Here is a 12,533-nt window from a genome sequence, read left to right as displayed (position 1 = left end):
TTATTCTCCTGAGACCGGTCTCGAGGCGCACCGCCGACATCGCCGTCGCGTTGACTGCTGTCCGAGTATCGCGGCATTGTCACCCGCACAACAGTCAACCGGCGAGACGACCTGCCGGAACGAACTCATCTTGATGCGCGTAGTCCGGCAGCACGCGGTGAATCGTCTGCTGTGTTTCGACAGCGGCAGTCGACCGGGCATATGCAGCCACTGTGTTCTTGTCTCTCCGAGTAGGGGAAGGGTAAACGCAATCTGTAGATAAAATCGCAGTCTGAGAAACACTTATTGTGTACGCTGTTGATGGTCACGGTATGGCGACACACAGCATGGAGGAAGGGCGGCTGACTCGCATCCAACCATCACGCTGTCGTCCGAGTTCGGAGGTGAGACGAGATGAGTGGCGCTGAGAAGGGGATGGTCGACGAGTTCCGTGAGGAGATCGACACGACGGTCTTCCTGTTCGGCGCGCTGTTGACCGTCGGAGTGATCGCGGCGTTCTTCGTCAGTCCGAGCACTGTCGAGAGCGGCATCTCGGCGCTGAACGATCAGATGCTTGGCGCGTTCAACTGGGCGCTGCTGTTGATCGTATTCCTGATTGTTATCTTCCTGTTGTTCCTGATCGTCGGGCCGTGGGGCAGAATCAAGATGGGAGATGAAGATCCGGAGTACAGCTTCCTGTCGTTTTTCGCGATGCTGTACTCCGCTGGGTTCGCGGCGGGCGTCGTGTTCTGGGGGCCAACCGAGGCGCTGTTCTACTACGATAACCCCTCGCCGCTGTTCAGCGGCGTCGAGGGCGGGTCGGCCGCAGCGATGACTGTCGCTGTCCAGCAGACGCTGTTCCACTGGGCGCTGCCCCAACTGGCGGTGTTTACGATCATGGGGATCGCGATCGGCTACTTCGCGTACAACTACGAGAACGTCCCGCTGCGGGTGTCGTCGGCGCTGACGCCGATCATCGGCGCTGAGAATCTCGATGGTCCGTTCGCGAAGGTCGTCGACATCCTCGCCGTCTTCGCGACAATTGGGGGCGTGGCGACCTCGCTTGGCTTCATCGGCAGCCAGTTCATTACCGGACTGGACTACCAGTTGGGCATCAGCATGGGGAACATTGGCATCCTCCTCGTGGTGACGTTCATGACGTTGCTGTTTACGACCTCGATGGTGCTGGGGGTCGACAAGGGGATCCGCCGGCTCTCGAACTTCAACATGATCCTCTTCGTCGTCCTCATGATGGCAACGTTCATCGTTGGCCCGACGCTGTTCCTGATCCTGCTGGGTACGCAGGCCGTCGGCGGGATGTTCAGTGATTTCGTTTCGATGAGCCTCTTTACCGGTGCTGGTGCCTTCGGAGCGGGGAGTCCAGAAGCCACGAACTGGATGAACGCCTGGACCGTCTTCTACTGGGCGTGGGCACTCTCGTGGTCTCCGTTCGCGGGCCTGTTCATCGCCCGCATCTCCAAGGGACGGACGGTTCGCGAGGTCGCGTTTACTGGGATCGTCGCGACGTCCGCGGCCACTATCCCGTGGTTCACGTTCGTCGGTGGCACCTCCGTCTGGGCCCAGCACAACGGCATCGCCGACTTCAGCGCGGTGATGGCCGGCGAAGCTGGTGCAGAGGTTTCCGGGTTCATCCTCTTCGAGACGTTCCCCATGGGGTCGCTCTTCATGTTGGCGTTTATGATCCTCGTGACGACGTTCTTCGTCACCTCGGCGGACTCCTCGACGCTGGCCGTCTCCATGATGACCACCGGCGGCAAGGCGCGTCCGTCGACCATCAACCGGATCTTCTGGGGTGTCGTCCTCGGCATGACCGCCGCGATCCTGATGATCCTCGGCGGGACCGGCAGCGCGAACACCCTCCAGCAGGCCGCGATCATCACTGGGACCCCCTTCGCGTTCGTCTGCTTCCTCTCGATGCTGGCCCTGATCAAGGACTTCGGATCGAACTACGGCCAGGTGTTGCTCCAAGACGAAACCGTGCTCATCGGCTCGAGCAGCCAAACCGAACCCGAGTCCCCGGCTGGACCAAGCGGGCCCGTCGAGTCGGACGACGACTGAGCCGGGCTGTCGTCGGTCAGTGCTGGCGCACCTCGACAGATCGCGGGTGCGCCGGGAACCAGAAGCCTGTGTGTGATGGCTGCTGGCCGCGATCGGACCGATCGACGATCCGTCTCGACGTCATGCTGTCTCCTTTTCTGCGGTCGGGAAGCCGACCACGCCCCGTTCACCTCGCTAACCCATAACAAGTTTTAATGTATGTTGTACACATAAACTGTGTATGGATAGGGACACGGCGGAACCCGACGCTGACGCGCTTCCGGGTCCGAACGCCCAGCAGTGGGTGAACTTCCACCAAGAGTACTCCGCGCCCAGCGAGTACTCACACGAGTTCGTCTGGGACGTGACCCAGGAGGCCGACGGGCCGTTCGTCACCGACGTCGACAGCAACGTCTTGCTCGATTTCACCTGCCACATCGGTGCGGCCCCACTCGGCTACAACAACGAGAAAATCCTCGGGAAGGTCCGCGAGTTCGACCTCGTCGAACCGCTGAAAATCGCCGGGCAGGACATGTACTTCGGCGCTGGCCCCTCCCCCGAGGAATCGACGGTGCCGGGCTCGAGCCACCTCATGGAGAAACTCACCGATGTCTCGAGCCAGTACGGCATGGACACCGTCTTCCTCTCGAACTCCGGCGCGGAGGCTATGGAGAACGCGATGAAGATCACGAACGACTTCCGCGCGCCCGCGAAGTACGGCGTCGCTTTTTCGGGCAGTTTCCACGGTCGTACCCTCGGGACGCTGTCGATCACCAAGTCCAAACCGGTGTACACGCGCCACTACCCCGAAATAAGCGGGATCGAGACGGTGCCGTTCTGTGCGGATCGCGGCTGTGACGCGGCCAGTTGCGACTGTGGCTTCTTTGCCGACCCTGGCTCCCAGCTTCGCAGCATGCTCGCGCCCGAAGGCGGCCACGTCGACCCCACCGAGATCGCCTTCCTCGCGCTCGAGCCGATCCAGGGCGTCGGCGGCTACCGCTTCCCGAGCGAGGCGTTCATGGGGGAGGTCGCGGACGTCACCAACGAGTACGACATCCCACTGGTCGTCGACGAGATTCAGGCCGGGATCGGTCGTACCGGCGAGATCTGGGCTTCCGATCACTACCCGATCGAGCCGGACGTCATCGCCAGCGCGAAGGCCCTGCGTGTCGGCGCGACGATCTCCCGCTCCGAGGTCTTCCCCGACCAGAAGAACCGGCTCGGATCGACGTTCGGTGGCGGCGACATGCTCGGCTCGATGATGGGCGCGTTTACGCTCGAGGCTATCGACGAGTACGATCTGCTCGACAACGCGACCCGGCGCGGCGAGCAGGCAAAAGAACGCGTTCGCGACGACGCGCCCGACTCCGTCGTGGACGTCCGCGGCAAGGGGCTGATGCTCGCCGTCGAGTTCGACACGGCCGAGCGTCGGGATGCCGTGGTCGAAGCCGCCCTCGAGCGCGGGCTGTTGACGCTCGGCTGTGGGACGAAGACGATCCGGCTGCTTCCGCCACTGGATGCGACCGAGCGCGAGATCGAGTTGGGAATGGGGATTTTTCTCGAGGCGATCGCGGCTGTCAGCCCGAGCGCGACGGTTGCGTAAGGACCTCTCTTGACAATCGATTTTCGTTTCTATACTCGGTTCGGTGGCGGTCGGTGACGTTCGCTCGCCGGTGCGATACACAGATATTGATTCACTGCACCGCGCTACTTCGTCGCCTCGAGTGACGTGGACGCGACACGTAATAAACGCTCCAGCGGCGAGAGCAGCAGTCGCTTACCCCAGAAGTGACAGTACTCCCGCGAGGAAGATGAGAATTGCTGCCACCACAGAGAGCCAGATGGACACAGGATCAAGATCGACGCGGTCGATGTTCCCATTCAGGACGTGGTAGCCGTTTCCGACCAGAATTCCGACACCGCCGACGATCATCAGCACCGAACCAATGGACAACCTGACACCGTCGGGAGTTCCCGACAGAAGATTCGAGACTGCGATCATCGCGAGGCCGCCACCGACGACCATCTGCGAGACGTGATAGAGGAGGGATCGATCCACACACAGATCTGTTGGATAGCCATCTAAATTATTTTGGTGACATCTTCGCTGCGGTAATCGATCACCGATCGCCGGACACGGCCAGCAATCACTCGAGCGACCGCTCGATGACCGACACGCCCTCGAGTCCTGCCAGCGCCTCGAGCACGCCGTTCAGATGCGCAGGGCCACTTCCCTCGAGTCCGATCCTCGCCGGCGTCCGGTTGGGATGATCGTCACCCGTTCGACGCGCGCGCTCGAAGACGTCCAGTTCGGCCCCCTCGGCTTCGACCACCTCGACCACGTCGCCAACTGTGGTCGGCCACCCCTCGAGCGCCAGCCTCACTTCGGTATAGCGCTCGAGTTCGTGCAATCCCGTCCGCACGAGTTCGGCGTGCTCGGTGAGGTTCACGTTCCCGCCTGAGATCACGACGCCGACGTGATCGCCATCGAGACTCAGGTCGTCCGACAGGGCGGCAGCCAGCGGGGCAGCCCCGGCGCTTTCGGCGACGGTCTTCGCGCGCTCGGCCAGCAAAGTCACCGCGGCGGCGATCTCTCGATCGCTCACGCTGACCACGTCATCGACGACCTCGCGAGCGATCGCGAAGGTCGTCTCGAGCATGCGCGTATCCGCGATTCCCTCCGCGACGGTGTCGACGCTCTGGAGTTCGCGGATCTCGCCGCCCTCGAGCGACGGTTTCGCGTGAGCGGCTCCCGCTGGCTGGACCCCGATCACCCGGACGTCCCTCTCGGCAGCCTCCAGGACCGTCCCGATCCCCGAAATCAGTCCGCCGCCGCCGATGGCGACCAGCACAGTGTCGAGGTCGGGGTACTGCTCGAGCAACTCGAGGCCGATCGTCCCCTGGCCGGCGACGATGGCCGCGTCGTCGAAGGGGTGGACGAACGTCTCGTCGGTCTCTGCAGCACGCTCGAGCGCGAACTCGTAGGAGCGCTCGTAGATGTCTCCCTCAACAACTACGTCGGCCCCGTAGCCGCGGGTGGCCTCGATTTTCGCGGCTGGCGTCACCTCGGGGACGACAATCGTCGTCTCGATATCGAGTAAGTCGCCGGCCAGCGCCACGCCCTGCGCGTGGTTGCCTGCGCTCGAGGCAATGACGCCTGCCTCGCGCTCGTCGGGCGAGAGCTGCGCCATTTTGTTGTAGGCCCCGCGGATCTTGAACGACCCCGTCCGCTGGACGTTCTCGAGTTTGAGCCCGACCGAGGCCGCGTTGCTCATGTCGGCGAACGTCCGCGAGGTATCGAGTGGCGTCCGATGGACGACGTCCGCGATGCGTGCCTGGGCGTCTTCGACGTCTGCCAGGGTGACCGGCGGCTCGCTTATCTCGCTGCCCTCGTTCATTCGTCGTCCTCTCGTGGAACTGGATGCCGACGCTCGAGTTCCCGGATCGTCTCGACGAGCACGTCGACGCCATGCTCGAGGCTGCGCTCGTCGACGTCGAACGTGGGGGTGTGGTGGCTCGTCGGGTGGTCGGTGCCGACGATCAAGTATGAGGCGAGGCCGCCGTCGTCCTGGACGCGCTCCATGAGGAACGTCGCGTCCTCGCTCGCGCCGAAGTCGGCGGCGGGCAGGACGCGCTCGGTCCCCGCAACGTCGCCCGCGACCTCGCTGACGAGCGTCTGCAGTTCGGGGTCACTGTCGGCGCGGGGCGACTCGCTGACCACATCGACCTCGGCGCGACAGCCGTGTAGCTCCGCCGCCGATCGGATCGTGCGCTCGAGACGCCGTTTCATGAACTCCATCAGTTCGGTCGTCTCGCCGCGGGCTTCGGCCTCCATGTGAGCGCGCTCGGCGATGACGTTGCTTGCAGTGCCCGCCTCGGCCTTGCCGATGTTCACCCGCGTCATGCCGTCGCTGTGGCGGGGAATCCCGTAGGCGTTCTCGATCGCCGTCCCCATGGCGTGCATGGCGTTTGCCCCCTCGTTCGGTGCTTTGCCCGCGTGCGCGGACGTTCCTTCGATCGTCGCGTCGACGTGGCACATCGCCAGCGGTTTTTCGATGCCCGCCACCACTTCGCCAGTCGGGTGGTCGAGGCCGACGTGGACCGCGAGCAGGTAGTCCAGTCCGTCGGCGTACTCGCTTTTCGCCATCGGACAGCCCCCGCCGCCGGTCTCCTCGGCAGGCTGGAAGAAGACGACCAAGCGTCCCGAAAAGTCGCTCTCGGCGATCGCTTCGAGCGCGGCCAGCCCCCAGGTCATGTGGGCGTCGTGGCCGCAGGCGTGCATCGTGCCGTCGATCTCCGAGCGAAAGCCCTCCGCGGCGGGGACGTGTTCGTCGTCGGTCGATTCCTCGATGAACAGCCCGTCGATGTCGACGCGCAGGCCGATCGCCGGTCCCTCGCCGCGCTCTAAGACGGCGACCGCGCCAGTGGTGCCGCCGGCCAGCTGCTCGAGCAGCTCCTCATTTACACCACGCTCGTGGGCGCGCTCGCGCCATGGCTCGAGGTCGGCGTCGGGAACGGCCATTCGGTCGGCGGGGTCGTAGGCGTCGGGGCCGACGGCGAGTTCGTCGACGCCGATCGCGCGGATTTCGTCGACGAGTCTGGCAGTGGTGGTAAACTCACGCCATGCGGGTTCGGGGTGGCGGTGGAGACGCCGTCGAACGGAAACGAGTCGATTCTGCACTGGTTCACTCATGTGGGCTGATGACGTGGCCCACCATCTTAATTGTACACAGTTGTCGTTTACGACGGGTACACAAAAAGGATAAGTCAACTGCAGACAATCGTCGGACAACGCGTCATTGAGGCGCGAGGACGATCCATATGCACACGAATCCAGACATCGTCGTTCTGCGAGAGGGGACGGAAGGACTGTCGATGGAATCGTACGCCGACACGCTGCGCGAGCGGCTACCCGATCACACCGTCGCGCTCGCGCGGACGCCGAAGGAGGAGCGCGAACTAGTCCCGCAGGCGCGGGTCGCGACCGGCATCACGATCGAGGCGGACCTCCTCGAGGGTGCCGACCGGCTCGAACTCTTCGCGTGTACCTTCGCCGGCACCGACCACGTGCCACTGGACGCGCTGGCCGACCACGGCGTCGCCGTCACGAACGCCGGCGGCATCCACGCACCCGGTATCGCCGAGCAGACGATCGGCAACATGCTCGTCTTCGCACGCCGGCTCCATGAAGGGTGGCGACGCAAGCAAAACGGCGAATGGCGTCACTTCCAGTCCCACGAGTTCACCGACAGCACCGTCACGATCGTCGGTCTCGGCTCGATCGGCCAGGAAGTCGTCAAGCGCCTCGAGGGATTCGAGGTCAAGACGATCGGGGTCCGCTATACGCCCGCAAAGGGTGGCCCGACCGACGAGGTGCTCGGTTTCGACGAGGACGACATTCACGAGGCGTTTTCCCGCAGCGACTACGTCGTCCTCGCCTGTCCGCTGAACGACCTGACCCGCGGACTCGTCGGCGAAGAAGAGTTAGCGACGCTTCCCCCGAACGCGGTCGTCGTCAACGCGGCCCGCGGCGGCATCGTCGATACCGATGCGCTCGTCTCGGCGCTGCAGTTCAACGGCATCCGCGGGGCCGCTCTGGACGTGACCGACCCCGAACCGCTGCCGAACGATCACCCGCTCTGGGACCTCGAGAACTGTCTGATCACCCCACACACTGGCGGTCACACGCCGAAGCACTGGGATCGGCTGGCTGACATCGTCGCGCATAACGTCGAGGCGCTCGAGACCGGCGGCGACCTCGAGAACGCGGTGGTCCGGCCCGACTCGAGCTGAGACCGGTGTGACCGATCACTCCTTGTCGGGCGTCTCGGATCGGTCCGACTGGGTGGCCAGTTGTGGATGCGTCGACTCACCGAACCCGCCGCTCAGGACCCGCGCGAGCACTTCGTCGACGCGCTCGTCCGTTTCAGTAATGCGGTCGTCCTCGGCTTCGACGACGAATCCGGAGGAGATGTTCGGTGCCGTCGGAATGAAAAGCACTGTTCGGCCGTCGCTGGTCGTGTGTCCGGTCTTGAACGCCGGCAGCTCCTTTCCGTCCCAACTCTCGACTCTGACGGGTTCCTGGAGAGCCTGTTCCTCGCCGATCGTGGTTTCGGCGGCGATCTTCGATGCGTTGTAGAGGACCCGGAGTCCCGGGAGGCGGTTCGCGACGCCGTCGACGCCGCGGGCGAAGAGATCACCGACCGTCGTCCGGGTCAGGGTGCCGATTACGATCGTCACCAGCACGAAGACGGTCAGCGAGATCGAAAGTCGAAGGACGTGGGCGACGACCGCTCGACTCGATTCGTGGCCGATGAGACCCTGCAGGGCCTGTGCATCGACCACGGCCGTCGGCGTGAGCCCCGCCACGATCGCGTAGGCCCGATACACGACGTACAGCGTGACGAGTATCGGCCCGATGAGAATGAGCCCGCTCGCGAAGACTCGCTTCCACGACGCCATTGTCCGATCATATAGTCGATGGGACATGAGCCCTTTCCTTTCCTACTGGACAACAGGCCGGAACGACTCGAGTGTATCTCGAGTGCGGTCGGTATCTGCCCGTGTTTCCCGACCGCATGCGCTTTGCAACCGGCGTGACGGCGACCCGCTCGAGGCGAGGTGTTGCAGACGGTTACGGCCAGAGCCCGCGGGTCTCCTTCGCCTCGGCGACCCGGGATAGTGCCACCACGTATGCAGCGTCGCGCCACGTCAGCCCGTCGTCGCCGACCGCCGCGCTGACGTCCGCCCAGGCGTCGAGCATGTGGTCTTCGAGTTCCTCGTTGACGCGTGCGAGCGTCCACTGGCGGCGGTTGATGTCTTGGAGCCACTCGAAGTAGCTCACCGTCACGCCGCCCGCGTTCGCGAAGATGTCCGGAATCACCGGGATGTCGCGTTCCTCCAAAATGGCGTCGGCGGCGAACGTCGTCGGCCCGTTCGCGCCCTCGACGACGATGTCGGCCTGGATCGCATCGGCGTTGTCGGCGGTGATGACGTTGCCGACAGCCGCGGGGATCAGGACGTCGACGTCTAGCTCGAGCAGGTCCGCATTCGAGAGTCGGCGAGCGCTGTCTCCGTCGGCGAGCTCGGTCGCGTAGCTCGTGACGGCTTCCGGCTCCTCGTCGTGGGACGGGATCGCGTCGACATCGATCCCGTCGGGGTCGTAGATCGCGCCGTTGACGTCGCTAACGGCGACGACGGTCGCACCCCAGTCCTCGAGCAGGCGGGCGGCGTTGGCCCCGACGCTGCCGAAGCCCTGGACGGCGACAGTCGTGTTCGACAGTTCTCGGTCGTAGTAGTCGATCGCCTCTCGCGTGGCGATCGCGGTCGATCGGCCGGGGGCTTCCTCGCGGCCGTAGGAGCCGCCGATGACCGGCGGTTTGCCGGTGACGACACCCGGGATGGTCTCGCCCTGTTGCATCGAGTAGGCGTCCATGAACCAGGCCATCGTCTGGGCGTCGGTGCCCATGTCCGGGGCCGGAACGTCTTTGGTCGGCCCGACCATGTTGCGCAGTTCCTCGGCGAACCGGCGGGTGAGCCGTTCGGTCTCGTCGTTGCTCAGTGACTTGGGATCGACGGCGACGCCGCCTTTCCCGCCGCCGAAGGGCAGATCCATCACCGCACACTTCCAGGTCATCCACATCGAGAGGCCGATACACTCCTCGGCGGTCACCTCCGGATGGTAGCGCAGCCCGCCCTTGTAGGGCCCGCGAACGTCGTCGTGTTGGGCCCGATACCCGGTAAACACCTCGACGGAGCCGTCGTCGCGCTCCAAAGGTACCGACACTTGCTGGACTCGCGTCGGATATTTGAGCCGCTCGACGACGCCGGGATCGACGTCGACGTGGGTCGCCGCACGCTCTAACTGCCGGCGAGCGGTGACCAGCGCCGAGTCGAGCTCGTCGTCCGATACTGCCTCGTCCGCAGCTGGTGGCGTGCTCATGTGTATCCCTGACGACGTTACGTCGTAAACAGTTGTCGCGGAAACTCGGCCAGCGTCTCGGCACCAGTGCTGGTGACGTGGAACGTCTCGCTGATCTCGACGCCGAGTTCGTCGGTCCAGATGCCCGGAATCATGTGGAACGTCATATCCTCTTCGAGCACCGTCTCGTCGCCCGGGCGCAGGCTCGCGGTGTGTTCGCCCCAGTCCGGCGGGTAGCCAAGGCCCATCGAGTAGCCGATCCGATCCTCCTTCTCGAGGCCGTACTGGGCGATCGTCTCGCGCCACGCTTTCTCGACGGCCTCGCAGGTAACGCCGGGTTCGGCGGCGTCGAGCGCCGCCTCGAGTCCCTCGACGACGATCTCGGCGGTCTCCGCGAGTTCCGCTGGCGGATCACCGACGAACGTCGTGCGAGCCAGCGGCGAGTGATACCGGTGGCGACAGCCCGAGAGTTCGATGATGACTGGATCGCCGTCTTCGAAGGGCCGATCGGTCCAGGTCAGATGTGGCGTGCCGGTGTGATCGCCGGATGGCATCAGCGGGACGATCGATGGGTAGTCGCCGCCGTACGCCTCGGTGCCGGTAATGAGCGCGTCGTAGATCGCGGCCGCGGCCTCGTACTCCGGGACGCCCTCCTCGATGGCGTCGAGCCCCGCCTGCATCGCGTGCTCGGAGATGCGGGCAGCCTCGCGCATGTACGCGAGTTCCTGTTCTGATTTCTTGATCCGGACCCAGCCGACCAGCAGCGTCGCGTCCTCGAATTCGGCGTCGGGGAGGTTCTGCTGCAGTCGAGTGTAGGACTTCGCCGTGAAGTAGGAGGCGTCCATCTCGAGGCCGATTCGGCCGTCTGCGACTCCGAGGTCCTCTAAGACGCCCGCGACGTAGTCCATCGGATGGAGGTCGTACGGCGAGTGGACGTGGTCGTCGCTGTAGGATCGAATGCTCTCTTCGGAGAGGTGCGTCGTCGCCCGCGCGCCGTTAGCGTCCATCCCACGGCCGATCCAGACTGGTTCGTCGCGCTCAGGCGTGACCACGACGGCTTGGTGAACGTAGAACGACCAGCCGTCATACCCCGTCAGGTAGTTCATGTTCGCCGGATCGGCGACGACGATCGCGTCGAGGTCGTCCTCGCGCAACCGGTCTTTGGTCCGGGCGACCCGTCGCTCGTACTCGGCTTCGTCGAAAATATGCTCTCGTGGCATGTTACCAAGCGCTCTACAAGAGCTATCTCTCAGCAGCGCTAAAAGTTTTTCGTGGACACTAGATACGGATATTGTTTACAGAATTGGGGCGGCTAGCGAGCACGACCACGGTTCGTGCCTGCCGTCCTCCTCGAGTCGTCCTGCCATCGTTCCGCCGAACCACCGCCGGTTAAGACACGTCGGTTCGTCCCGGCGGATATGGCAATACTCGAGACTATCGTGGTCGCGTTCTGGGCGATGTTGCCCGCGTACGTCCCCAACAACGCCGCGGTGTTGGCCGGCGGTGGCCGGCCCATCGACGGCGGTCGGACGTGGGGGGACAGGCGCGTGCTTGGCGACGGAAAGACGTGGCGTGGGACGGCGATGGGAATCGTCGCTGGCGTTGCACTCGCGGCCGTCTTGACCGTCATCGAGCCGACTGTCAGTGATGCTCTCGGCTTCGACGTTCCGCGATTCGAGCCCCTCGCGGCCCTCGGGCTTGCCGGCGGCGCGATGCTCGGCGACATCCTCGCCTCGTTTCTCAAGCGCCGGAGCGGCCGCCAGCGCGGTGCGATGTTTCCCGGCCTCGACCAACTGGATTTCGTCGTCGTCTCTCTGCCACTGACCGCGCTGCTGGCGACCGACTGGTTCCTGGCCTGGTTTACGCTCGAGGTCGTCCTCGTCGTCGTCGTCCTGACGCCGATCCTGCACGTGACGACGAACGTGATCGCCTACAAGCTCGGGCTGAAGAACGAACCCTGGTAAGAGTACTACGCGCGCGTTCGGCGTCCCGTTTCACACCGCTTATTTCAGTTGGGACCGCCTTCTCGAGTAATGACGAACCAAGCGCTCATCGACGCCCTACGTGGGGCCGACGCCGTCCAGTTCGGCGAGTTCGAACTCTCCCACGGCGGCACCAGCGAGTACTACGTCGACAAGTACCTCTTCGAGACCGATCCGGGCTGTCTCGAGTTGATCGCCGAGGCCTTCGCCGAGCGACTCGCCGATGACGACAAACTCGGCGGCGTCGCGCTGGGCGGCGTCCCGCTTGCCGCCGCGACGAGCGTCGCGGCCGACGTTCCCTACGTCATTGCGCGCAAACAGCGCAAGGACTACGGCACCGCGAACCTGGTCGAGGGCCGACTCGAGGAGGGCGAGGAAGTCGTCGTCCTCGAGGATATCGTGACGACGGGGACGAGCCTCGTCGACGCGATCGAGGCACTTCGTGACGCCGGCGCGACCGTCGAGCGCGCGCTGGTCGTCGTCGATCGGCAGGAAGGCGGCCGCGAGAACGTCGAGGACGCAGACGTCGAGATGGAGGCGCTCGTCACCGCCGAGGAGCTGCTGGCCGATCGGGATTAACGACGGAGTCACCG

At 64.5% G+C, this 12,533-nt stretch carries 11 protein-coding genes; 5 read left to right on the top strand and 6 right to left on the bottom strand.

Annotation, left to right across the window (positions count from 1 at the left end; translation table 11 throughout):
• Window positions 1–393 precede the first annotated feature (393 nt).
• Window positions 394–2,058 carry a BCCT family transporter gene (locus E2L06_RS13115; protein ID WP_171052366.1) on the top strand — a complete coding sequence of 555 codons (1,665 nt, stop codon included), beginning with the start codon at window positions 394–396 and terminating at the stop codon, window positions 2,056–2,058.
• 220 nt (window positions 2,059–2,278) lie between these two features.
• Window positions 2,279–3,640, top strand: coding sequence for an aminotransferase class III-fold pyridoxal phosphate-dependent enzyme (locus E2L06_RS13110; RefSeq protein WP_138782063.1), 1,362 nt, complete (start codon window positions 2,279–2,281; stop codon window positions 3,638–3,640).
• Between the two features lie 174 nt (window positions 3,641–3,814).
• Here E2L06_RS13110 and E2L06_RS13105 read toward each other — a convergent pair whose 3' ends face one another.
• The 3 genes from E2L06_RS13105 to E2L06_RS13095 form a co-directional block, all read right to left on the bottom strand.
• Window positions 3,815–4,096, bottom strand: a complete 282-nt coding sequence (locus tag E2L06_RS13105; protein ID WP_138782062.1) for a hypothetical protein — start codon at window positions 4,094–4,096, stop codon at window positions 3,815–3,817.
• A gap of 88 nt (window positions 4,097–4,184) precedes the next feature.
• Window positions 4,185–5,435: a threonine ammonia-lyase gene (gene ilvA, locus E2L06_RS13100; RefSeq protein ID WP_138782061.1), complete on the bottom strand. Its 1,251-nt coding sequence runs from the start codon at window positions 5,433–5,435 to the stop codon at window positions 4,185–4,187.
• Window positions 5,432–6,730, bottom strand: coding sequence for an amidohydrolase (locus E2L06_RS13095; RefSeq protein WP_138782060.1), 1,299 nt, complete (start codon window positions 6,728–6,730; stop codon window positions 5,432–5,434). The genes ilvA and E2L06_RS13095 overlap by 4 nt, the downstream gene beginning before the upstream one ends.
• A 128-nt stretch (window positions 6,731–6,858) precedes the next feature.
• Here E2L06_RS13095 and E2L06_RS13090 point away from each other — a divergent pair, with 128 nt between their 5' ends.
• On the top strand, window positions 6,859–7,830 hold the full coding sequence (locus E2L06_RS13090) for a D-isomer specific 2-hydroxyacid dehydrogenase family protein (protein WP_138782059.1): 972 nt from the start codon (window positions 6,859–6,861) through the stop codon (window positions 7,828–7,830).
• Window positions 7,831–7,845: 15 nt separating this feature from the next.
• Here the strand turns inward: E2L06_RS13090 and E2L06_RS13085 are convergent, their stop codons facing one another.
• From E2L06_RS13085 to E2L06_RS13075, 3 genes are all read right to left on the bottom strand, one after another.
• Window positions 7,846–8,499 carry a DUF502 domain-containing protein gene (locus tag E2L06_RS13085; protein WP_138782058.1) on the bottom strand — a complete coding sequence of 218 codons (654 nt, stop codon included), beginning with the start codon at window positions 8,497–8,499 and terminating at the stop codon, window positions 7,846–7,848.
• Window positions 8,500–8,671: 172 nt separating this feature from the next.
• Window positions 8,672–9,979: a glutamate dehydrogenase GdhB gene (gene gdhB / locus E2L06_RS13080; protein ID WP_138782057.1), complete on the bottom strand. Its 1,308-nt coding sequence runs from the start codon at window positions 9,977–9,979 to the stop codon at window positions 8,672–8,674.
• A 17-nt stretch (window positions 9,980–9,996) separates the two neighbouring features.
• Window positions 9,997–11,178 (bottom strand): M24 family metallopeptidase, encoded by a 1,182-nt coding sequence (locus E2L06_RS13075; protein WP_138782056.1) that lies wholly within the window; start codon window positions 11,176–11,178, stop codon window positions 9,997–9,999.
• 198 nt (window positions 11,179–11,376) lie between these two features.
• Here E2L06_RS13075 and E2L06_RS13070 point away from each other — a divergent pair, with 198 nt between their 5' ends.
• Together E2L06_RS13070 and pyrE are read left to right on the top strand one after the other, a co-directional pair.
• Window positions 11,377–11,922 carry a CDP-2,3-bis-(O-geranylgeranyl)-sn-glycerol synthase gene (locus E2L06_RS13070; RefSeq protein ID WP_138782055.1) on the top strand — a complete coding sequence of 182 codons (546 nt, stop codon included), beginning with the start codon at window positions 11,377–11,379 and terminating at the stop codon, window positions 11,920–11,922.
• Window positions 11,923–11,991: 69 nt separating this feature from the next.
• The gene (gene pyrE / locus E2L06_RS13065; protein ID WP_092929806.1) at window positions 11,992–12,519 is read left to right on the top strand and encodes an orotate phosphoribosyltransferase; all 528 of its coding nucleotides are present in this window, start codon (window positions 11,992–11,994) and stop codon (window positions 12,517–12,519) included.
• Window positions 12,520–12,533 lie beyond the last annotated feature (14 nt).

Origin of the sequence: Haloterrigena sp. H1, assembly GCF_005938085.1 — an archaeon.
GTDB lineage: Archaea > Halobacteriota > Halobacteria > Halobacteriales > Natrialbaceae > Natrinema.
This window is presented reverse-complemented; position numbering and strand designations above follow the sequence as displayed.

Excerpts from the sequence above, each read along its gene's own strand:
- E2L06_RS13115 (WP_171052366.1), top strand. The coding sequence starts at position 394 with ATGAGTGGCGCTGAGAAGGGGATGGTCGACGAGTTCCGTGAGGAGATC.
- E2L06_RS13110 (WP_138782063.1), top strand. The coding sequence starts at position 2,279 with ATGGATAGGGACACGGCGGAACCCGACGCTGACGCGCTTCCGGGTCCG.
- ilvA (WP_138782061.1), bottom strand. The coding sequence starts at position 5,435 with ATGAACGAGGGCAGCGAGATAAGCGAGCCGCCGGTCACCCTGGCAGAC.
- E2L06_RS13095 (WP_138782060.1), bottom strand. The coding sequence starts at position 6,730 with ATGAGTGAACCAGTGCAGAATCGACTCGTTTCCGTTCGACGGCGTCTC.
- E2L06_RS13090 (WP_138782059.1), top strand. The coding sequence starts at position 6,859 with ATGCACACGAATCCAGACATCGTCGTTCTGCGAGAGGGGACGGAAGGA.
- E2L06_RS13085 (WP_138782058.1), bottom strand. The coding sequence starts at position 8,499 with ATGGCGTCGTGGAAGCGAGTCTTCGCGAGCGGGCTCATTCTCATCGGG.
- gdhB (WP_138782057.1), bottom strand. The coding sequence starts at position 9,979 with ATGAGCACGCCACCAGCTGCGGACGAGGCAGTATCGGACGACGAGCTC.
- E2L06_RS13075 (WP_138782056.1), bottom strand. The coding sequence starts at position 11,178 with ATGCCACGAGAGCATATTTTCGACGAAGCCGAGTACGAGCGACGGGTC.
- E2L06_RS13070 (WP_138782055.1), top strand. The coding sequence starts at position 11,377 with ATGGCAATACTCGAGACTATCGTGGTCGCGTTCTGGGCGATGTTGCCC.
- pyrE (WP_092929806.1), top strand. The coding sequence starts at position 11,992 with ATGACGAACCAAGCGCTCATCGACGCCCTACGTGGGGCCGACGCCGTC.